Genomic DNA, 18001 nt, shown 5'->3' on the forward strand with positions numbered 1-18001 from the left:
AGACAGGGAGAGCCGCCATGACAGCCAGCATCGTCGGATGGGCGCATACACCATTCGGCAAACTCGATATCGAAACCGTGGAAAGCCTGGTCGTCAAGGTCGCCAACGAGGCGCTCGCCGACGCCGGCATTTCCGCGGGCGATGTCGACGAGATCGTGCTCGGGCATTTCAATGCCGGCTTCTCGCCGCAGGATTTTACGGCCTCCCTGGTGCTGCAGGCCGATCCGGCGTTGCGGTTCAAGCCGGCCACAAGGGTCGAGAATGCCTGCGCCACCGGCTCGGCGGCCGTGCATCAGGGCATCCGCGCCATTGCCGCCGGTGCCGCAAAAATCGTCCTGGTGGTTGGCGTCGAGCAGATGACGCGGACTCCTGGCCCCGAGATTGGCAAGAATTTGTTGAAGGCGTCCTATCTGCCGGAGGACGGCGACACCCCCGGCGGCTTTGCCGGCGTGTTCGGCAAGATCGCGCAGGCCTATTTCCAGAAATATGGCGACCAGTCCGATGCGCTGGCGATGATCGCCGCCAAGAACCACAAGAACGGCGTCGCCAATCCCTACGCGCAGATGCGCAAGGATTATGGTTATGAATTCTGCCGCTCCGAGAGCGAGAAGAACCCATTCGTGGCGGGCCCGCTGAAGCGCACGGACTGCTCACTGGTCTCCGATGGCGCAGCCGCGCTGGTCCTGACCGATGCCGAAACGGCAAAGACCATGGGCAAGGCGGTTAATATCCGCGCCACCGCCCATGCCCAGGATTTCCTGCCGATGTCCAAGCGCGACATCCTGCAGTTCGAAGGCTGCACCGTGGCCTGGCAGCGCGCGCTGCAGTCGGCCGGTGTTACGCTCTCCGACCTGTCCTTTGTCGAAACCCATGACTGCTTCACCGTCGCCGAACTGATCGAATACGAGGCGATGGGCCTGACGCCGCGCGGGCAGGGCGCGCGCGCGATTCTGGAAGGCTGGACCCAGAAGGACGGCAGGCTGCCGATCAATCCCTCCGGCGGATTGAAGGCGAAGGGCCACCCGATCGGCGCCACCGGCGTGTCCATGCATGTGATGACCGCGATGCAGCTCTTGAACCAGGCCCCCGAGGGCATGCAGATCAAGGACGCGAAACTCGCGGGCATCTTCAACATGGGCGGCGCGGCGGTCGCCAATTACGTCTCGCTGCTGGAGCCGGCGAAGTAAGCGGCGTTACTGTTAGGAACCGTCATGCCCTGCCACCGGGTCTCGCCTTCGGCGAGCGCGATGACAGGCTCCAGCGGGGCATCCAGTATGCCGCGCTCTTTGAGATTACGCTGCGACGCCCCGGAATACTGGATCGTCCGCCGGAGCCTGTCGTCCGGCCGGCCAAAGGCCGGACCGGATGGCGGACGATGACGGCTGATGTTGGGGCGATATCCCGGACGATGCCAAGCGGCCCTCCCGCGCATACGCCCATACGCCTGGCGCCCTTGATCTTGGCTCTGGCCTGCCGTTACTAGTTCCGAGAACAGGTTGCGAACCAGCGCGCCATCGATCGCCGGGAGCGAAACTTAGCCATGGGACCACTAGAGGGCATCAAGGTCGTCGACATGACGACCGTGCTGATGGGGCCCTATGCCACCCAGATGCTCGGCGACTACGGCGCCGACATCATCAAGATCGAGTCGCTCGAGGGCGACGTCACCCGCCTGATCGGCCCCACGCGCCATCCCGGCATGGGCCCGGTATTCCTCAACACCAACCGCAGCAAACGCTCGATCTGCCTCGATTTGAAAAAGCCGGCCGGGCGCGAGGCGGTATTGCGGCTGATCGCCTCGGCTGACGTGCTGGTCTACAACGTGCGGCCGCAGGCGATGGCGCGGCTGCAGCTCGGTTACGACGTGGTCGCAAAAATCAATCCGCGGCTGATCTATGCCGGCGTGTTCGGTTTCGGCCGGGACGGCCCTTACGCCGCAAAACCCGCCTATGACGATCTGATCCAGGGCGCGACCGCGTTGCCGGCGCTGATGGCGCAGACCAGCGACGGCATTCCGCGCTATGTCCCGAACGCGCTGGTCGATCGCATCGTCGGCCTCACGGCGGTCGGCGCGATCTGCGCCAGCCTGGTGCATCGCGACCGCACCGGGCGCGGCCAGCGCCTGGATATTCCGATGTTCGAGACCATGGCCGGCTTTGTCATGGGCGACCACATGGGCGGACTGACCTACGAGCCGCCGCTCGACAAGGGCGGCTATGCGCGGCATTTGTCACGCGACCGGCGGCCCTACAAGACATCCGACGGCTATATTTGCGTGATCGTCTACAACGACAAGCAGTGGGAAAATTTCTTCGAGGCCACCGGCCGTGACGACCTGCGCCGCGATCCCCGGTTTGCGACCTTTGCCGGGCGCGCCGTCAATATCGACATGGTCTACGCGGAACTGGCTCGCAACTTCGAGACGCGTACCACCGCCGAGTGGACCGAACTGCTCGACAACGCCGACGTGCCCGTAATGCCGATGCACGATCTCGAAAGCATGCTGCAGGACCCGCATCTGGTCGCGACCGATTACTTTCCGGTGGTCGATCATCCGACCGAAGGCAGGATCCGCAATATGAAGGTGTCCGCGACCTGGTCGGAGACCACGGCGGGGCCGTCGCGGCTGGCGCCGCGCCTCAACGAGCACGGCGCGGAAATTCTGCGCGAGGCGGGATTTTCCGCTGACGAGATCGCGACACTGGTGCGCGACGGCGTCACCCGGGCGGCGCCTGACAGCAAGAGGGATTGAGCCCCATGGATTTTGCGCTTTCAGCCAATCAGGAGTCGATCCGCGACGCGATCGGGAAAATCTGTTCGCGCTTTGACGATGCCTACTGGTTGAAGAAGGACAAGGAGGGCGGCTACCCCGCCGACTTCCACCGCGCGCTGGCCGATGCCGGCTGGCTCGGCATCTGCATCCCCGAGGAATTCGGCGGTTCTGGTTTGGGCATCACGGACGCCGCGATCATGATGCGGACCATCGCGGAATCCGGCGCCGGCATGTCCGGCGCCTCCGCCGTGCATATGAATGTGTTCGGACTCAATCCCGTGGTCGTGTTCGGCACCAAGGAACAGTGCCGGCGCATGCTGCCGCCGATCATTTCCGGCGCGGACAAATCCTGCTTCGCCGTCACCGAGCCGAATACCGGGCTCAACACCACCCAGTTGAAAACCCGCGCGGTGCGCAACGGCGACAAATATATCGTCAACGGCCAGAAGGTCTGGATTTCCACCGCCCAGGTCGCCAACAAGATCCTGCTGCTGGCACGCACCACGCCGCTGGAAGAGGTGAAGACCGCGACCCAGGGCCTGAGCCTGTTCTATACCGACTTCGACAAGAAGCGCGTCGCGGTGCATGAGATCGAGAAGATGGGCCGCAAGCCCGTCGACTCCAACGAATTGTTCTTCGAGAATTTTGAAATCCCCGTCGAGGATCGCCTCGGGGAAGAGGGGCGCGGTTTCGAATACATCCTGCACGGCATGAATCCGGAGCGGATTCTGATCGCGGCGGAAGCGATCGGGCTCGGCAAGATCGCGCTGTCGCGCGCTTCGGCTTACGCGAAGGGCCGCATCGTCTTCAACCGCCCGATCGGCATGAACCAGGGCATTCAGCATCCGCTGGCGAAGAACTGGATGGAACTGGAAGCGGCCTGGCTGATGGTGCTGTCGGCGGGGTGGCAATACGATCAGGGCCTGCCCTGCGGGCCCGCCGCCAACGCGGCGAAATATCTGGCCGCGGAAGCGGGTTTTCACGCCTGCGAGCAGGCGGTGATGACCCATGGCGGGTTCGGCTACGCCAAGGAATATCATGTCGAGCGATATTTGCGGGAATCCCTGATCCCCCGCATCGCCCCGATCAGCCCGCAGCTTATTCTCAGTTTCATTGCCGAGAAGGTGCTGGGCCTGCCGAAGTCGTATTGAGGGTTTGGCGATGACGGAGGTCGTCACTTTCAATGCCGTCATTCCGGGGCGCTGCGTAGCAGCGAGCCACGATGTGCAATTGCACATCGGGGAATCTCGAGATTCCGGGTCTGGTCCTTCGGACCATCCCGGAATGACGGAATCCAACGAAGTCGTATTGCCATGAGCTTCATCACCGGCGTCGGCCTCACGTCCTACGGCAAGCATGAGGGCTCATCCTCGCTCGATCTCATGAGCAAGGCCGCCGAGTTCGCGATAGCGGATGCCGGACTCAAGCGCGCCGATATTGATGGCGTGCTCTGCGGCTATTCGACGGTTTCGCCGCACATCATGCTGGCCACCGTGTTCGCCGAGCATTTTGGCATTCGCCCTTCCTACGCCCATGCCGTGCAGGTCGGCGGCGCCACGGGTCTCGCCATGACCATGCTGGCGCATCATCTGGTCGAGGCAGGCGTGGCCCGGCACGTGCTTGTCGTGGCGGGCGAGAACCGGCTGACCGGACAAAGCCGCGATGCCTCGATCCTGGCGCTGGCGCAGGTCGGCCATCCCGACTACGAGGTGCCGCTGGGGCCGACGATCCCGGCCTATTACGGTCTGGTCGCCTCGCGCTACATGCATGAATACGGCGTCACGCAGGAAGATCTCGCTGAATTCGCGGTGCTGATGCGAAGCCATGCGTTTAGTCATCCCGGCGCGCAGTTTCGCGACCCGATCACGGTCGCCGACGTCATGGCGTCGAAGCCGGTGGCGCTGCCGTTAAAACTTCTGGACTGCTGTCCGGTGTCGGACGGCGGTGCCGCGTTTGTCATCAGCCGCGAACGGACCGGCGCGACCGGCGTGCGCGTCCGCGGTTGCGCGCAGGCGCACACCCACCAGCATGTCACGGCGGCACCTGCCTTGAGTGAGCTCGGCGCCGAGATCGCCATTGCGCGGGCGAAGCAGGCGGCCGGCGTTGCGATCTCGGACGTACGCTACGCCGCGGTCTATGACAGCTTTACCATCACGCTGGCGATGTTGCTGGAAGACCTCGGCCTGGCCGGGCGCGGCGAGGCGGCCGCGCGGGTGCGCGCTGGATATTTCGGCCGCGATGGCGAGATGCCGCTCAATACCCATGGCGGCCTGTTGAGCTACGGCCATTGCGGCGTCGGCGGCGCCATGGCGCATCTGGTCGAAACCCATCTGCAGATGACCGGACGGGCTGGAAGTCGCCAGGTGCGCGACGCCTCGATCGCGCTGCTGCATGGCGACGGCGGCGTGTTGTCGTCGCATGTCAGCATGTTTTGGGAGCGGGTGCGATGAGCGAAAGCAAGCAGACGCCAGCGGACTGGACCACGGGCGCGGAAGCGATCGTCTATCAAGCCTGCGAGCCTTGCGGAAATATGCAATATTTCCGCCGCAGCTTCTGCTCTGCCTGCGGCGCGCCGGACCCGGTCGAGAAGCGCGCTAGCGGGGAGGGCACGGTCTACGCGACCTCGCTGGTCTGCCGCGCCGCCACGCCGGAAACCCGCGCGCATATTCCCTACAATATCGTTCTGGTCGACACGTCGGAAGGCTTTCGCATGATGGCCCATGGCGACCACGATCTTGCGATCGGCGACAAGGTGACCGCGCGGTTCGTGCCGTTCGCCGGACGCCTCGTTCCCTATTTCGCGAGATGATGGCGCAAGGCGCCGTCCGCCAGAAAGCGCCGGGGTGGGGTGATACACAAACCTGCCCTTCACCCCACCCCGTCTCGGGTCACGCTATGCGTGATGCGCCGCGACCCGAGAACGTCAGCCGCTCGTCTTGCCGCGCCGGGGCAGGGTGACGAGCGGGCTTTATCGTGCGTAGAATACGAAGCTGGCGATGACCAGCATGGCCGTCACCGCCAGCAACTGCGCAAGTGCTTCCGAGGCCGCCCTCTTGCTGGCCACCTTCATGCCGACCTCCCTAGACTTGGGCATGACTCATCGCTGCGCGAAGGCGCGCATCGACGGTCAGAATTTTTACTCGGAACACCCCACGACGATATTCGCTTTGATGAGTCCCCACTCGGCGAATGTCGATGGTCTCAAGGTCGGCCAGTAATGCGGCGGCATTTTGGCTCGGTTGCAGCCGGTTTGTGCGCGCCGGGTGGAATTTTAAAGTGCGTCCCGCAAGGCGCGCTCGCAGACCGGGAATGCCGCGCGGTTGCCCGGGCTCGGGTGGGCGGATACTGTTGCCGACGAAACCTGCCGCTTGTTGAAGCAGCCCGCCATAAAAACCGCTGGGGAGAACCATGGCCCGTATCGACTATTGCGATACTTCGAAATCCAACGAACGCACCCGTGAAATCCTCGGCAAGAACCGCAACGCCAACATCTTCCGCATGATGGCGCATTCGCCGAGCTATTTCGAACAATATTGCCGGCTCGGCGGCGCGATCCGCCACAAGGGCGAACTCGATCCGGTGGTGCGTGAACTGGCGATCACGCGCACGGGGATCCTGTGCGAAGCGCCTTACGAGGTGGTCGCGCACAAGCGCATCGGCAAGAATGTCGGCGTCACCGACGAGCAGAACGACGCGCTGCAGGACTGGAAGTCCGCGACCTGCTTCAGCGAAACCCAGCGCGCCGCGCTCGCCTTCGCCGACGAGATCGTCACGCTGCGCCGTCCGACCGACGCGACCTTCGACGCGATTGCGTCCAGGCTGACGCCGGCCGCGCTGGTCGAGCTGCAGCTCTCGGTCGGCTTCTACATCATGACCTCGAAATTTCTGGAAACCTTTGCGATCGACATGCAGCCGGTGTCGGAAGTGGTTTGAACGGGCGGCGTTAAGGCGCCGTCAGCAAATCCACCTTGGTGTTGGCCACGATCAGCCGTTCGGCCAGCAGCTGCGCCAGGTTGCGCATGATGCGCTCGCCGACGCGCGGGTGTTTTTCGCGGTAGCGCTCGAACGCGTCGAGCGGGATTTCCAGCGCGGTGGCGGACATGTCGGCGAGCACGTCGGCGGTGCGGTAGGTTTCCAATAGCGCCATTTCGCCGAACGCCGTTCCGGCCGTCAGGGTCGCCAGCCGCACGCCGTCGGGCAGGCTGACATGGACCACCCCGCTGACGAGGAAAAACAGCGATGTCGAGGGATCGCCGGCGGCAACGATCCGCTCGCCCGAGCGATAGCTTCGCATCGCGCCGAGAGCTGCGATCTCTTCGATTTCGCTGGCCGAAAGCCCCGCCAGCAGCGGCTGTTCAGAAAGCCCGGTGGTCTCGTGGAAGTCGATCGCGCCGCCATGGCGGTAGACCACCTGGTCTTCGGCCCATTCGATCGCGGTGTCGAGCAGATAGAAGTCGCGCAAATTGGTGAGGCCTTTTGCCTGTTCCTTGATCAGTTTCCAATCTGCGGAAGAACGCCGGACGCCGGACAGAATCACCGTGACGTTGAACGCCGCCAATTCCTGGAATTCCTCGGCGAGGAGCCGGACGCCGGCGCGCGTCATCGCCGCGACGCGGCGCAGGTCGAAGATGACAAATTGCGGGCGCGGCTTGGCCGCGAGCTGCCGGGAGATGTAATCGACATTGGAGAAGGTCAGCGGGCCCACCAGCTCGATGATGCGCACGGCCTGATGGTGGGTGGCGAGAATGTGCCGCTCATGCGGCCGGCGGCTGCGCCGCGACGGGCTCTTTCCGATATTGTAGTCGGCGATGATGCTGTTGCGCGCATCGTCGCTGCGGTTGAGCATGTGCAGATCGTAATGCGCCGACAGCGCCTCGCAAACCCCGATGCCGCGCACGCTGTTGCCGTGGCTGTCGAGCTTCGGCGAGTAGCTGCCGAGCCCGAGCCGCGCCGGCAGCGCCGCCAGAATGCCGCCGCCGACGCCGCTCTTAGCGGGAATGCCGACGCGATAGATCCATTCGCCGGCGTAGTCGTACATGCCCGACGAGGTCATCACCGACAGCGTCCGCGAGATCGCGTAGGGGGTCATCACCTGCTCGCCGGTGACAGGATTTTTTCCGCGATTGGCCAGCGTCGCGGCCATCACGGCGATGTCGCGCGCGGTCACCAGGATGGCGCATTGCCGGAAATACACCTCCAGCACTTTGCTGACGTCCTCTTTGAGGACGCTGTTGGTGCGCAGGAGATAGCCGATGGCGCGGTTGCGGTCGCCGGTCGTGCTCTCGGAAGTAAAGACCGCCTCATCGACCCCGAGTTCGCGCCCGGCGAAGCGGCCGAGTGCTGAGCGGATATATTCGAAGGCGCCGTCGCCCTTGGCTTCGCGGATCAGCCCGGAGCAGGTGATCGCGCCGGCGTTGACCATCGGATTGAACGGATGATTGTCGGCATTGAGCCGGATCGAGTTGAAGGGATCGCCCGACGGTTCGACGCCGATCGCGTTTTCCACCCGTGCCGCCCCCAGCGTGTCCAGCGCCAGCGCGAACACGAACGGCTTCGACATCGACTGAATCGTGAAGGGGATCCGGCTGTCGCCGACCTCGTAGACATGCCCGTCGAGGGTGGCGAGGCTGATGCCGAAATGATCGGGGTCGGCCTTGCCGAGTTCGGGGATATAGTCGGCGACGTTGCCGCCGGTCTCCGCCGCAAAATCCGCGTGACAGGCGTCGAGGAACCGCAGCAAGGGCGGTTTCAGGGCGGCCCAGTCCTTTGCGCGCAAATGATTCATGTGAGTCCTGCCGTGCGAAAATTGTTCGCGCGATCCGACATTACGTTGCATCGGCGCAAGCTGAAACCGGCCTGGTGGCCTTTTATCAGGCAGGCTTATCAGGAAGGCTTGACTTGTCAGGAAGGCTTGGCGCCGGAACGGCGCATCAGGTTTCGATGATCGCGACGAGTTGCCCTTCGGCGACGACGTCGTCGATGCTGACGAGGATCGATTTGAGGGTTCCGGCAGCGGGAGCGGCAACCGGGATTTCCATCTTCATCGCTTCGACGAAAGCGATGTCGTCGCCATCGCCAATGTGACCGCCGACTTCGGCGGGAAGCGCGCAGACGCGACCGGCTACCTCGGTCACTACCTTGATATCTGGCATACCACACTCCGGGGACAGCCGCCGCGCGCACTGCGATCGAGATGCGCGCATCATGAAGGGCGGACGCCCTCGGCTTTTTGTTGTGAGCGCAGATTGCCTGAGGTAGCTTGTTCTGCAAGTGGAATTTTATTCCGCACAGCGAAATTAGTGGGCAGGAAACCGCATGGGACGACGCTCGGAGCGCCTTAGCCGGCAGGGAATGCTCGCCAGCGATCTTGCAGGCGAGGGGGACGTCATCCAGGTGGTGTCGCGCGCCTTCGACGTGTTGCGCTGCTTCGAGAGCCACGAGGCGCGGCTCGGCAATCTCGAGATTTCCAATCGCTGCGGCCTGCCACGCTCGACGGTGTCGCGCCTGACGCACACGCTGACGCGGATGGGCCAGCTCGTTTATCTGCCGCGCGACCAGAAATACCGCATCGGCCCGAGCGCGGTGGCGATGAGCACCTCGATGATGCGGGGCCTGCAACTGCGCAATTTGATCCGGCTGCGATTGCAGGACGTCGCCGAGCAATTGCCGGGAACCGTGGGCTTCGTGATTCCCGACCGCTTCCAGCTCGTCTATCTCGAGTTTGCCCGCGCCGCCAACGCGCTCGGCCTGCATGAAAGCACCGGCAGCCGTATCGCGATGGCGAGCACCGCCGCCGGTCACGCCTATACCGCAGCCCTCGACGAGGAGGTCGGCGACGCCCTGCTGGCGGAAATGGGTCGCGAAATCCCCGAGGCCGCCAAGCTGCTGCGGCCCCGCTTTGAGGCCAACCGCCGCTTCCTGCGCGAGCACGGCTATGTCGTCGCCTGCGGCCTGTGGAGCCCGCATATCAACGGCCTCGCGGTGCCGCTGTGGTCGCCGCAATATCAGACCTTCGTGGTGGTCACGATCGGCCTGTTGTCGGCGATGTATGACGAAAAGCGGCTGCACAAGGAAGTCGCGCCGCAGATGCGTGAACTGGCCGGCGCGGTCGGTGGCCTGCTCGAGGGCGCCGACGGAGAGCTGTTCGGCAATCGGCTGGAGCGCAAGACGCTTCCGGTGCCGCCCCATAACAACAATAAAATCATCAAGCCGGAGGATACGAATGAGCTGGAAGCCGGAACTCGACGATCTCGCTCGGCGCGAAGCCTTCGCGCGCGAGATGGGAGGCGTTGACAAGGTCAAGCGGCAGCGCGACCAGGGCCGGCTCACCGTTCGCGATCGCATCGACGGCCTGGTCGATCCGAAAAGCTTCCATGAGATCGGCGCGATTTCCGGCACGGCCGAATATGACGCGCAGGGCGAACTGAAGAACCTGACGCCGGCGAATTGCGTGTTCGGCCGCGGCAGGATCGACGGCCGCACCGTGGTCGTAGTCGGCGACGATTTTACCGTCCGCGGCGGCTCGGCGGACGCGTCGATTTCGGCCAAGCCCCTGATGGCCGAGGAGATGGCGCACGACTTCCGGCTGCCGATCATCCGGATGATCGAAGGCTCCGGCGGCGGCGGTTCGGTGAAAACCATCGAAACCAAGGGTGCGGCCAATCTGCCGGGCGGCGTCGGCGGCACGCGCTGGTACTGGTACACGATCGCGAACCTGGCGCGCGTGCCGGTGGTGGGCCTCGGGCTGGGTTCGGTCGCAGGGTTGGGCGCGGCGCGGCTTGCCGCCAGCCATTATTCGGTGATGACCAAGAACTCCGCGATGTTCGTCGCGGGACCGCCTGTCGTCAAACGACTCGGCCAGGATCTCACCAAGCAGGAACTCGGCGGCGCCGATATCCAGACCCGCGCCGGGGGCGTCGACGATGCCGTCGACACCGAGGAGGAGGCTTTCGAGCGCGCCCGGCGTTTTCTGTCCTATCTGCCGTCGTCGGTCTACGGGCTGCCGCCGACGGTGGCCTGCGACGACGATCCGGAACGCGCGGAGGAATCGCTGATGAAGGCGGTGCCGCGCAACCGCCGCCAGGTCTACAAGATGCGGCCGGTCATCAACGCGGTGGTCGACAAGGGCTCGTTCTTCGAGATGGCCGCGAATTTCGGCCGCCCGGTCATCACCGGCTTCGCTCGGCTGGAAGGCCGTGCGGTGCTGGTGCTGGCCAGCGATCCCTTCCATTACGGCGGGTCGTGGACGGCGGAGGCCTGCCAGAAGGTGGTGCGGTTCGTCGATCTCGCCGAGACCTTCCACCTTCCGGTGGTCTATCTGATGGACTGCCCGGGCTTCATGATCGGGCTCGAGGCCGAGAAGTCGGCGACCATCCGCCACGGCGTGCGCGCCATGGCCGCGGTCAACCAGTCCACCGTACCCTGGTGCACGATCATCATACGCAACGCCTTCGGTGTCGCCGGCGTCGTGCACCAGCCCTCGAACCGTTTTTCCATGCGTTACGCCTGGCCGTCGGCCTATTGGGGCTCGCTGCCGCTGGAGGGCGGCATCGAGGCCGCCTACCGCGCCGACATCGACGCTTCGGACGATCCGCAGGCCAAGCTGAAGGAGATCGAGGACCGCCTCAACAAATTGCGCTCGCCGTTCCGCTCGGCTGAAAAATTCTGGGTCGAGGAGATCATCGACCCGCGCAAGACCCGTTCATTGCTGTGCGAATTCGCCCGGCTCGCCGAGCCGCTGCGCACGCCGGGCCCGCCGTTCAACATGGCGACGAGGCCGTGAGAGGAGGCGAATGGCGAGTGGCGAATAGCGAATGGTAAGTAAGACCTTTCTATTCGCCACTCGCCATTCGCTACTCACTACTCGCCACCTTCACGCCGCCACCGGCTTCGGCACCCGCGCGATCATGAGCACGATCAACGCCGCGACGATGCACAGCGCGCCGGCCGCGAAGAACGCCGGCAGGTAACTCAACAGCATCGTGCGCGAAAGCCCGGCGCCGAACGCCGCGGTTGCGGCCCCCAGTTGATGGCCAGCAAAAATCCAACCGAACACCAGATTGGCGCGCTCCGGCCCGAACCGCTGCGCGGTCAGCCGCACCGTCGGCGGTACCGTGGCAATCCAGTCCAGCCCGTAGAACATCGCAAACAGCGACAGGCCATAGAACGAGAAATCGGTGAACGGCAGAAACAGCAGCGAAAGACCGCGCAGACCGTAATACCAGAACAAGAGATAGCGGTTGTCATAACGATCCGACAGCCAGCCCGAAACGATCGTGCCGAAGAAATCGAACACGCCCATGGCCGCGAGCAGGCTCGCGGCCTGCACCTGCGGAATCCCGAAATCGAGGCACATCGGAATCAGATGCACCTGGACCAGGCCGTTGGTCGAGGCGCCGCAGATGAAGAAGGTCGCGAACAGGATCCAGAACACCCGGGTCCTGGCGGCATCGCGCAACGTGCCGAGCGCGGCGGCCATGATCGGCGCGGTGTTCGGCGGCGGCGGCGGCAAGGGTTGCGTGCCCTCGTCGCCGAACGGCCGCAAGCCGACATCACCGGGACGATCGCGCATCACCATCAGTACCGCGAACGCGGCAACGCCGAGCATCACGCACATCAGCGCCAGCGCCACCCGCCAGCCCATATGATCGGTGAGGCTGGCCAGCAGCGGCAGGAATACCAATTGCCCGGTCGCCGCACTGGCGGTGAGAATACCGATCACCAGGCCGCGCCGGGCCGCGAACCAGCGGGCGGCGACGGTCGCGCCCAGCACCAGCGCGGTCATGCCGGTGCCGACGCCGACCACGACGCCCCACAGCAGCATCAATTGCCAGACCTGGGTCATTGCCAGCGAGATCACCAGCGCCGACACCACCGTCAGCAGCGCCGCCAGCGTTACGTTGCGCAGGCCGTAGCGGTTGAGCAGGGCTGCTGCGAACGGCGCCATCAGCCCGAACAGCACGAAACGAATCGACAGCGCCGAGGAAATCTGCGCGGTGCTCCAGCCGAATTCCTTTTGCAGCGGCACGATGAACACGCCGGGTGCGCCGACCGCGCCGGCACTGATAAGCGCGGTGAGAAAGGTTACGGCGACCATCACCCAGCCGTAATGGATATTGCGGCGGGCGAGGGCGGCTGACAGCCAGTTCGAGATCATGAAGGTTCCTTGCCGGAATTCTGGAATACGATGAGGTGTGATGAGGTGTGATGAGTCGAAGTTTGTTTGATCGTGACGATTCTGCTGATCGGAGCCTTGTCAGAAATGCCGTATTTCCCTCAATTCAGGACATAACATAGTTTTCTTATCAGCGATTGTTTCCGGCCGCCGCAATCACCTTGCGAACCCAATGAATGAGCGTTTCACCGCCCGTCGCCTATCCAGTTCGCGACAAGGCTATCCCGGGCGCGATAGAATTCATGGCCGGCGATGCGCCTGATGGCGTCAGTGTACGATGCGCTCGATCGCAATCGCGGTGGCTTCGCCGCCGCCGATGCAGAGTGCTGCGACGCCGCGTTTGAGGTTGTGCGCCTCCAGTGCATGCAGCAGCGTCACGATCAGGCGGGCGCCGGTGGCGCCGATGGGATGGCCGAGCGCGCAGGCGCCGCCGTTGATGTTCAGCTTGTCGCGGGGAATCCCGAGATCGCGCTGCGCGGCCATCGCCACCACCGCAAAGGCCTCGTTGATCTCGAACAGGTCGACATCGCCGACGCTCCAGCCGACCTTTTCGAGCAGCTTGCGGATCGCCGGGATCGGCGCGGTGGTAAACCATTGCGGTTCCTGGCTGTGGGTGGCGTGGCCCTTGATTTCGGCGAGCATCGGCAGGCCGTCGCGATCGGCCAGCGACCGCTTGGCCAGGATCAGCGCCGCGGCGCCGTCGGCGTTGGCCGAGGAGGCGGCCGGCGTGATGGTGCCGTTGGCGCGAAACGCCGGCTTCAGCCCGGGAATCTTGGCCGGGTCGACCTTCAGCGGATGTTCGTCATTGGCAATTTGGCGCGGGCCCGCTTTTTCCTTCACGGTGATCGGTACAATCTCAGCCTTGAATGCGCCGCCTTCCACCGCCTTGCGGGCGCGTGTCAGCGTCTCCATCGCGTAGGCGTCCTGGGAGGCGCGGGTGAACTGGTAGGCCTCCGCGGTGGCTTCGCCGAAATCGCCCATCGAGCGGCCGGTCTCATAGGCGTCTTCGAGCCCGTCCATGAACATGTGGTCGATGATGCGGTCGTGACCGGCGCGGTAGCCACCGCGCGCCTTCGCCAGCAGGTACGGCGCATTGGTCATGCTCTCCATGCCGCCGGACAGTACGATCTCGGCGGAGCCGGCGTTGATGATGTCATGCGCCAGCATGGTAGCTTTCATGCCGGAGCCGCAGACCTTGTTGACGGTGGTGGCGCCGGTCGCGTCGGGTAGTTTGGCGCCGCGCGCGGCCTGCCGCGCCGGGGCCTGGCCTTGTCCGGCGGGCAGCACGCAGCCCATGAAGACCTCGTCGATCCGCTCCGGCGCCAGTTTGGCCCGCTCGACGGCGGCGCCGATCACATGGGAACCGAGCTGATGGCCGGAAAACGGCGATAGCTCGCCCATGAACCGGCCGAGCGGCGTGCGAGCGGCGGAAACGATGACGACGGGATCGGGAGTAGCGGCCATGGCGGGTTCCTCGAATTGATCGGATGCGTTCTATTACATGATGTTAATCATATGATGCGCCGCGAAAATTGCAACGGAGGAGAGGGGGATAATTGTCGTAATGGCCGGCTCCGTGTTGAACGGGGTTCAATCGGTATAACCGTCATCATCCGCGAACGCGGATGATCCAGTAAACGCAACCGTCCCGATTCCCGCAAACGTCACGGCGTACTGGATGCCCCGCTGGAGCCTGTCATCGGGCTCGCCGAAGGCGAGACCCGGTGGCGGAGCATGACGGGTTTATCCATCCAAACATTACCGCTTCCGATCGACAAATGCCTGCATCAGCCGCTGCGGCTCGCCGGTCAGATAGGATTGCCCGAACACGGATATCGAGAGGTTGACGGATTCCTTCAGCGGCAGTTCCTCCCATTGCCGCAGCAGGTCTTTTTGCGCGCGCAAGGCTTCCGGCGCGCATTCCAGCAGCGCGGACACCGTTTTCTCGACCGCGGCATCGAGCCCGCCTTCCGGGGCAACGACGTCGATCAGTCCCCACGCCAGCGCGGTGGGGGCGTCGATATTCTCGGCCGTCATCAACAGCCAGCGGGCGCGGCCCCAGCCGATCAGCCGCGGCAACAGGGCTGCGTGAATCACGGAGGGAATTCCGACCCTGACCTCCGGCATGCCGAATTTGGCGTCGTGGGCGGCGATGCGGAAATCGCACGCGGCGGCGAATTCGAGGCCGCCGCCGAGGCACCAGCCCGGCATCCGCGCGATCACCGGCGCCGGAAACGCCCGCACCGTCTCGCAGAGATCGCGCAGGCCCGTAATGAATTTCTCCGCCGAAGCCTGATCGAGGGTGGCCATTTCCTTGATATCGGCGCCGCCGATCATGCTCTTTTCGCCCTGGCCCGCGATCACCAGCACGCGGATGTGCCGTTCCGCCGCCAGCACTTCCAGCCCCTGGCGCACGCCGTTGATCACGGCCGATCCCAGGATATTGAGCGAACCGGCATTCGAGATCGTCAGGCGCACGACGCCGCGCGCGTCACGGTCGACGCCGCAATGGGGATTGAGCATTTGCATGGACGGTCTCGGCTGTTGCGAATGGATGTCGAATTCGGGCAGGGGTATTCCCGGTCAAATTGGCGGGATGTCAAGCAGGCGTGAACCGGTTTGCCGCCATCGCCGGGCGGCCGTTGGTTAACCGCGCCGCAATGTCAGGCGGCAGACTTGCAGATTGCTGCAGCTTTTCCCGGCAAGTTCAGCTATTATATGACTTCAAACATCCAATGGGACTGCGAATGCGTTACTCCAGGGAACACAAGCTCGAAACCCACGCCAGGATCGTGAAGCGCGCCTCGGTGCGGCTGCGCGAAAAGGGCGCGCACGGGATCGGGGTCGCCGACCTGATGAAGGACGCAGGGCTGACCCATGGCGGGTTCTATGCCCATTTCGATTCCCGGGAAGCGCTGGTGATCGAGGCCTTTGCCTATGCGATGGATCGCTCGATCGAGCGTTGGCGCAAGCTCGCCGAACAGACGCCCCCGGACAAGCGGCTGGCGACGATCGTGGATTCCTATCTGACCACCGTGCATCGCGACGATCCCGGCCATGGCTGCGCCGTTCCGACGCTGGGCGCAGAAATCGCCCGCGAAAGCCTGAAAACCCGCAAGGCTTTCGCCGCCAAGCTGGAACAGATGACCGACATCCTCGCCGAGCAGATTCCGGCCCTGCCGCGCAAGACCGCGCGCAGGCAGGCGATGGCGACGCTGGCGACCATGATGGGTACCCTGGTGCTGGCCCGCATCGCTGGTAATGGCGAGTTTTCCGACGAGATTCTCGCCGCCGGGCGCGAGGCCGTGCTCGATCGCGCCGCACCGGCGAAACGTGCGCCGAAGAAATCCGTCGCCAAAAAGGCCGCCGCGCCGGCCCGGGCATGAGGGAGGGCGTACGTCGTCCCATGCGACATTGGTCGTAAGGGTGCGAAAACGGGGGTAGCCCGCATTTTCGCAAATCCGCCGCGCGTCGAGACCCTTTCCAAACGCCTCAAAGACTGCAAGATGCCGCCAAAACCCGCACCCGGTCTTGGAGGAACGCATGCGTATAATCGGACATTTTATCGGCGGCCGTGAGGTCAAGGGCACTTCCGGGCGCTTCGCGGACGTCTTCGAGCCGATGACCGGCGACGTCCAGGCCCAGGTGGCGCTGGCGACCAAGGCCGAACTTCGCGCCGCGGTCGAGAACGCCAGGGCCGCGCAACCGGAATGGGGCGCCACCAATCCGCAGCGCCGCGCCCGCGTGATGATGAAGTTCCTCGAACTGGCGCGGCGCGACTACGATAAGCTCGCCGAGCTTCTGGCCCGCGAGCACGGCAAGACCGTTCCCGACGCCAAGGGCGACATCCAGCGCGGGCTCGAGGTGGTCGAATTCGCCTGCGGCATTCCGCATCTGATGAAGGGCGAATATACCGAGGGAGCCGGTCCCGGCATCGACATCTATTCGATGCGGCAGCCGCTGGGAGTGGTTGCCGGCATCACGCCGTTCAATTTCCCGGCCATGATCCCGATGTGGAAGTTCGCGCCCGCGATCGCCTGCGGCAACGCGTTCGTGTTGAAACCGTCGGAGCGCGATCCCGGCGTGCCGATGGCGCTGGCCGCGCTGATGATCGAGGCGGGATTGCCACCAGGCATCCTCAACGTCGTCAACGGCGACAAGGAAGCGGTCGACGCCATCCTCGACGATCCCGACATCAAGGCCGTCGGCTTCGTCGGCTCCTCGCCGATCGCGCAATATATCTATGAGCGCGCGGCTGCCACCGGCAAACGCGCGCAGTGTTTCGGCGGCGCCAAGAACCACGCCATCGTGATGCCGGACGCCGACATGGACCAGACCGTCGATGCGCTGATCGGCGCGGGCTACGGTTCGGCCGGCGAGCGCTGCATGGCGATCTCGGTCGCCGTCCCCGTCGGCAAGACCACCGCCGACCGGCTGATAGAAAAGCTGATCCCGCGGGTCGAGGCGCTCAAGATCGGCACCTCAATCGACCCGTCGGCGGATTACGGTCCGCTGGTGACGAAGGACGCGCTCAACCGCGTCAGGAACTATGTCGAGATCGGCATCAAGGAAGGGGCAAAACTCGCGGTCGACGGCCGCAGCTTCAAGATGCAGGGCTACGAAAATGGCTTCTACATGGGCGGCTGCCTGTTCGACAACGTCACCAAGGACATGCGGATCTACAAGGAAGAGATCTTTGGGCCCGTGCTGTCGGTGGTGCGCGCCCACGACTACAATGAGGCTCTCGCTCTGCCGTCCGACCACGACTACGGCAACGGCGTTGCGATCTTCACCCGCGACGGCGACGCCGCGCGCGATTTCGCGGCCAAGGTCAATGTCGGCATGGTCGGCATCAACGTGCCGATCCCGGTGCCGATCGCCTACTACACCTTCGGCGGCTGGAAGAAGTCCGGTTTCGGCGACCTCAACCAGCATGGGCCGGATTCGATCCGCTTCTACACCAAGACCAAGACGGTGACGGCGCGCTGGCCCTCCGGCGTCAAGGAAGGCGCGGAGTTCTCGATTCCGACGATGAATTGATCGCGCCGGGTCAG

The 18001-nt window shown here is 64.3% G+C and carries 17 protein-coding genes; 10 read left to right on the forward strand and 7 right to left on the reverse strand.

The genetic code is table 11. The features are described 5' to 3' along the window. Positions 1-17 precede the first annotated feature (17 nt). From B5525_RS28020 to B5525_RS28040, 5 genes are all read left to right on the forward strand, one after another. Positions 18-1187 (forward strand): acetyl-CoA acetyltransferase, encoded by a 1170-nt coding sequence (locus B5525_RS28020; protein WP_079568901.1) that lies wholly within the window; start codon positions 18-20, stop codon positions 1185-1187. 353 nt (positions 1188-1540) lie between these two features. Beyond that, positions 1541-2752, forward strand: a complete 1212-nt coding sequence (locus B5525_RS28025; protein ID WP_079568902.1) for a CaiB/BaiF CoA transferase family protein — start codon at positions 1541-1543, stop codon at positions 2750-2752. A gap of 5 nt (positions 2753-2757) precedes the next feature. Continuing rightward, positions 2758-3924 (forward strand): acyl-CoA dehydrogenase family protein, encoded by a 1167-nt coding sequence (locus B5525_RS28030; RefSeq protein ID WP_079568903.1) that lies wholly within the window; start codon positions 2758-2760, stop codon positions 3922-3924. Between the two features lie 162 nt (positions 3925-4086). Further along, positions 4087-5223 (forward strand): thiolase family protein, encoded by a 1137-nt coding sequence (locus tag B5525_RS28035; RefSeq protein ID WP_079568904.1) that lies wholly within the window; start codon positions 4087-4089, stop codon positions 5221-5223. Next, on the forward strand, positions 5220-5582 hold the full coding sequence (locus tag B5525_RS28040; RefSeq protein WP_079568905.1) for a Zn-ribbon domain-containing OB-fold protein: 363 nt from the start codon (positions 5220-5222) through the stop codon (positions 5580-5582). The genes B5525_RS28035 and B5525_RS28040 overlap by 4 nt, the downstream gene beginning before the upstream one ends. A 159-nt stretch (positions 5583-5741) precedes the next feature. Here the strand turns inward: B5525_RS28040 and B5525_RS47305 are convergent, their stop codons facing one another. Next, the gene (locus B5525_RS47305; protein WP_276328802.1) at positions 5742-5867 is read right to left on the reverse strand and encodes a hypothetical protein; all 126 of its coding nucleotides are present in this window, start codon (positions 5865-5867) and stop codon (positions 5742-5744) included. Further along, positions 5854-6183 carry a hypothetical protein gene (locus B5525_RS44505; protein WP_154073476.1) on the reverse strand — a complete coding sequence of 110 codons (330 nt, stop codon included), beginning with the start codon at positions 6181-6183 and terminating at the stop codon, positions 5854-5856. The genes B5525_RS47305 and B5525_RS44505 overlap by 14 nt, the downstream gene beginning before the upstream one ends. Here B5525_RS44505 and B5525_RS28045 point away from each other — a divergent pair. Further along, a complete protein-coding gene (locus B5525_RS28045; protein WP_079568906.1) occupies positions 6182-6706 on the forward strand; it encodes a carboxymuconolactone decarboxylase family protein in 525 nt (174 codons plus the stop codon). The two genes, B5525_RS44505 and B5525_RS28045, sit on opposite strands and share 2 nt — an antisense overlap. Positions 6707-6716: 10 nt before the next feature. Here B5525_RS28045 and glsA read toward each other — a convergent pair whose 3' ends face one another. Then, positions 6717-8558, reverse strand: coding sequence for a glutaminase A (gene glsA, locus B5525_RS28050; RefSeq protein WP_079568907.1), 1842 nt, complete (start codon positions 8556-8558; stop codon positions 6717-6719). Positions 8559-8703: 145 nt separating this feature from the next. Then, a complete protein-coding gene (locus B5525_RS28055; RefSeq protein ID WP_079568908.1) occupies positions 8704-8925 on the reverse strand; it encodes an acetyl-CoA carboxylase biotin carboxyl carrier protein subunit in 222 nt (73 codons plus the stop codon). Positions 8926-9088: 163 nt separating this feature from the next. Between B5525_RS28055 and B5525_RS28060 the strand changes: the two genes are divergently transcribed. Next, entirely contained in the window at positions 9089-10066 is a 978-nt protein-coding gene (locus tag B5525_RS28060) for an IclR family transcriptional regulator (protein WP_079568909.1), read from the forward strand. Further along, complete coding sequence (locus tag B5525_RS28065; protein WP_079568910.1) at positions 9996-11555, forward strand: acyl-CoA carboxylase subunit beta; 1560 nt, start codon at positions 9996-9998, stop codon at positions 11553-11555. Before B5525_RS28060 ends, B5525_RS28065 begins: the two co-directional genes overlap by 71 nt. Before the next feature lie 90 nt (positions 11556-11645). On the opposite strand, the gene B5525_RS28070 is transcribed toward B5525_RS28065, so the two are convergent. The 3 genes from B5525_RS28070 to B5525_RS28080 all read right to left on the reverse strand — a co-directional run bounded on the left by B5525_RS28070 (position 11646) and on the right by B5525_RS28080 (position 15476). Next, the gene (locus B5525_RS28070) at positions 11646-12929 is read right to left on the reverse strand and encodes an MFS transporter (protein WP_079568911.1); all 1284 of its coding nucleotides are present in this window, start codon (positions 12927-12929) and stop codon (positions 11646-11648) included. 285 nt (positions 12930-13214) lie between these two features. Next, positions 13215-14411, reverse strand: coding sequence for an acetyl-CoA C-acyltransferase (locus tag B5525_RS28075; RefSeq protein ID WP_079568912.1), 1197 nt, complete (start codon positions 14409-14411; stop codon positions 13215-13217). Between the two features lie 294 nt (positions 14412-14705). Then, positions 14706-15476: an enoyl-CoA hydratase gene (locus tag B5525_RS28080; RefSeq protein WP_079568913.1), complete on the reverse strand. Its 771-nt coding sequence runs from the start codon at positions 15474-15476 to the stop codon at positions 14706-14708. A 218-nt stretch (positions 15477-15694) separates the two neighbouring features. Here B5525_RS28080 and B5525_RS28085 point away from each other — a divergent pair, with 218 nt between their 5' ends. Together B5525_RS28085 and B5525_RS28090 are read left to right on the forward strand one after the other, a co-directional pair. After that, positions 15695-16333, forward strand: coding sequence for a TetR/AcrR family transcriptional regulator (locus tag B5525_RS28085; protein ID WP_079568914.1), 639 nt, complete (start codon positions 15695-15697; stop codon positions 16331-16333). Positions 16334-16490: 157 nt separating this feature from the next. After that, positions 16491-17987 (forward strand): CoA-acylating methylmalonate-semialdehyde dehydrogenase, encoded by a 1497-nt coding sequence (locus B5525_RS28090; protein ID WP_079568915.1) that lies wholly within the window; start codon positions 16491-16493, stop codon positions 17985-17987. The last annotated feature ends 14 nt before the right edge of the window (positions 17988-18001 follow it).

Source organism: Bradyrhizobium erythrophlei, from assembly GCF_900129505.1.
In the GTDB taxonomy this organism is placed as follows: domain Bacteria; phylum Pseudomonadota; class Alphaproteobacteria; order Rhizobiales; family Xanthobacteraceae; genus Bradyrhizobium; species Bradyrhizobium erythrophlei_D.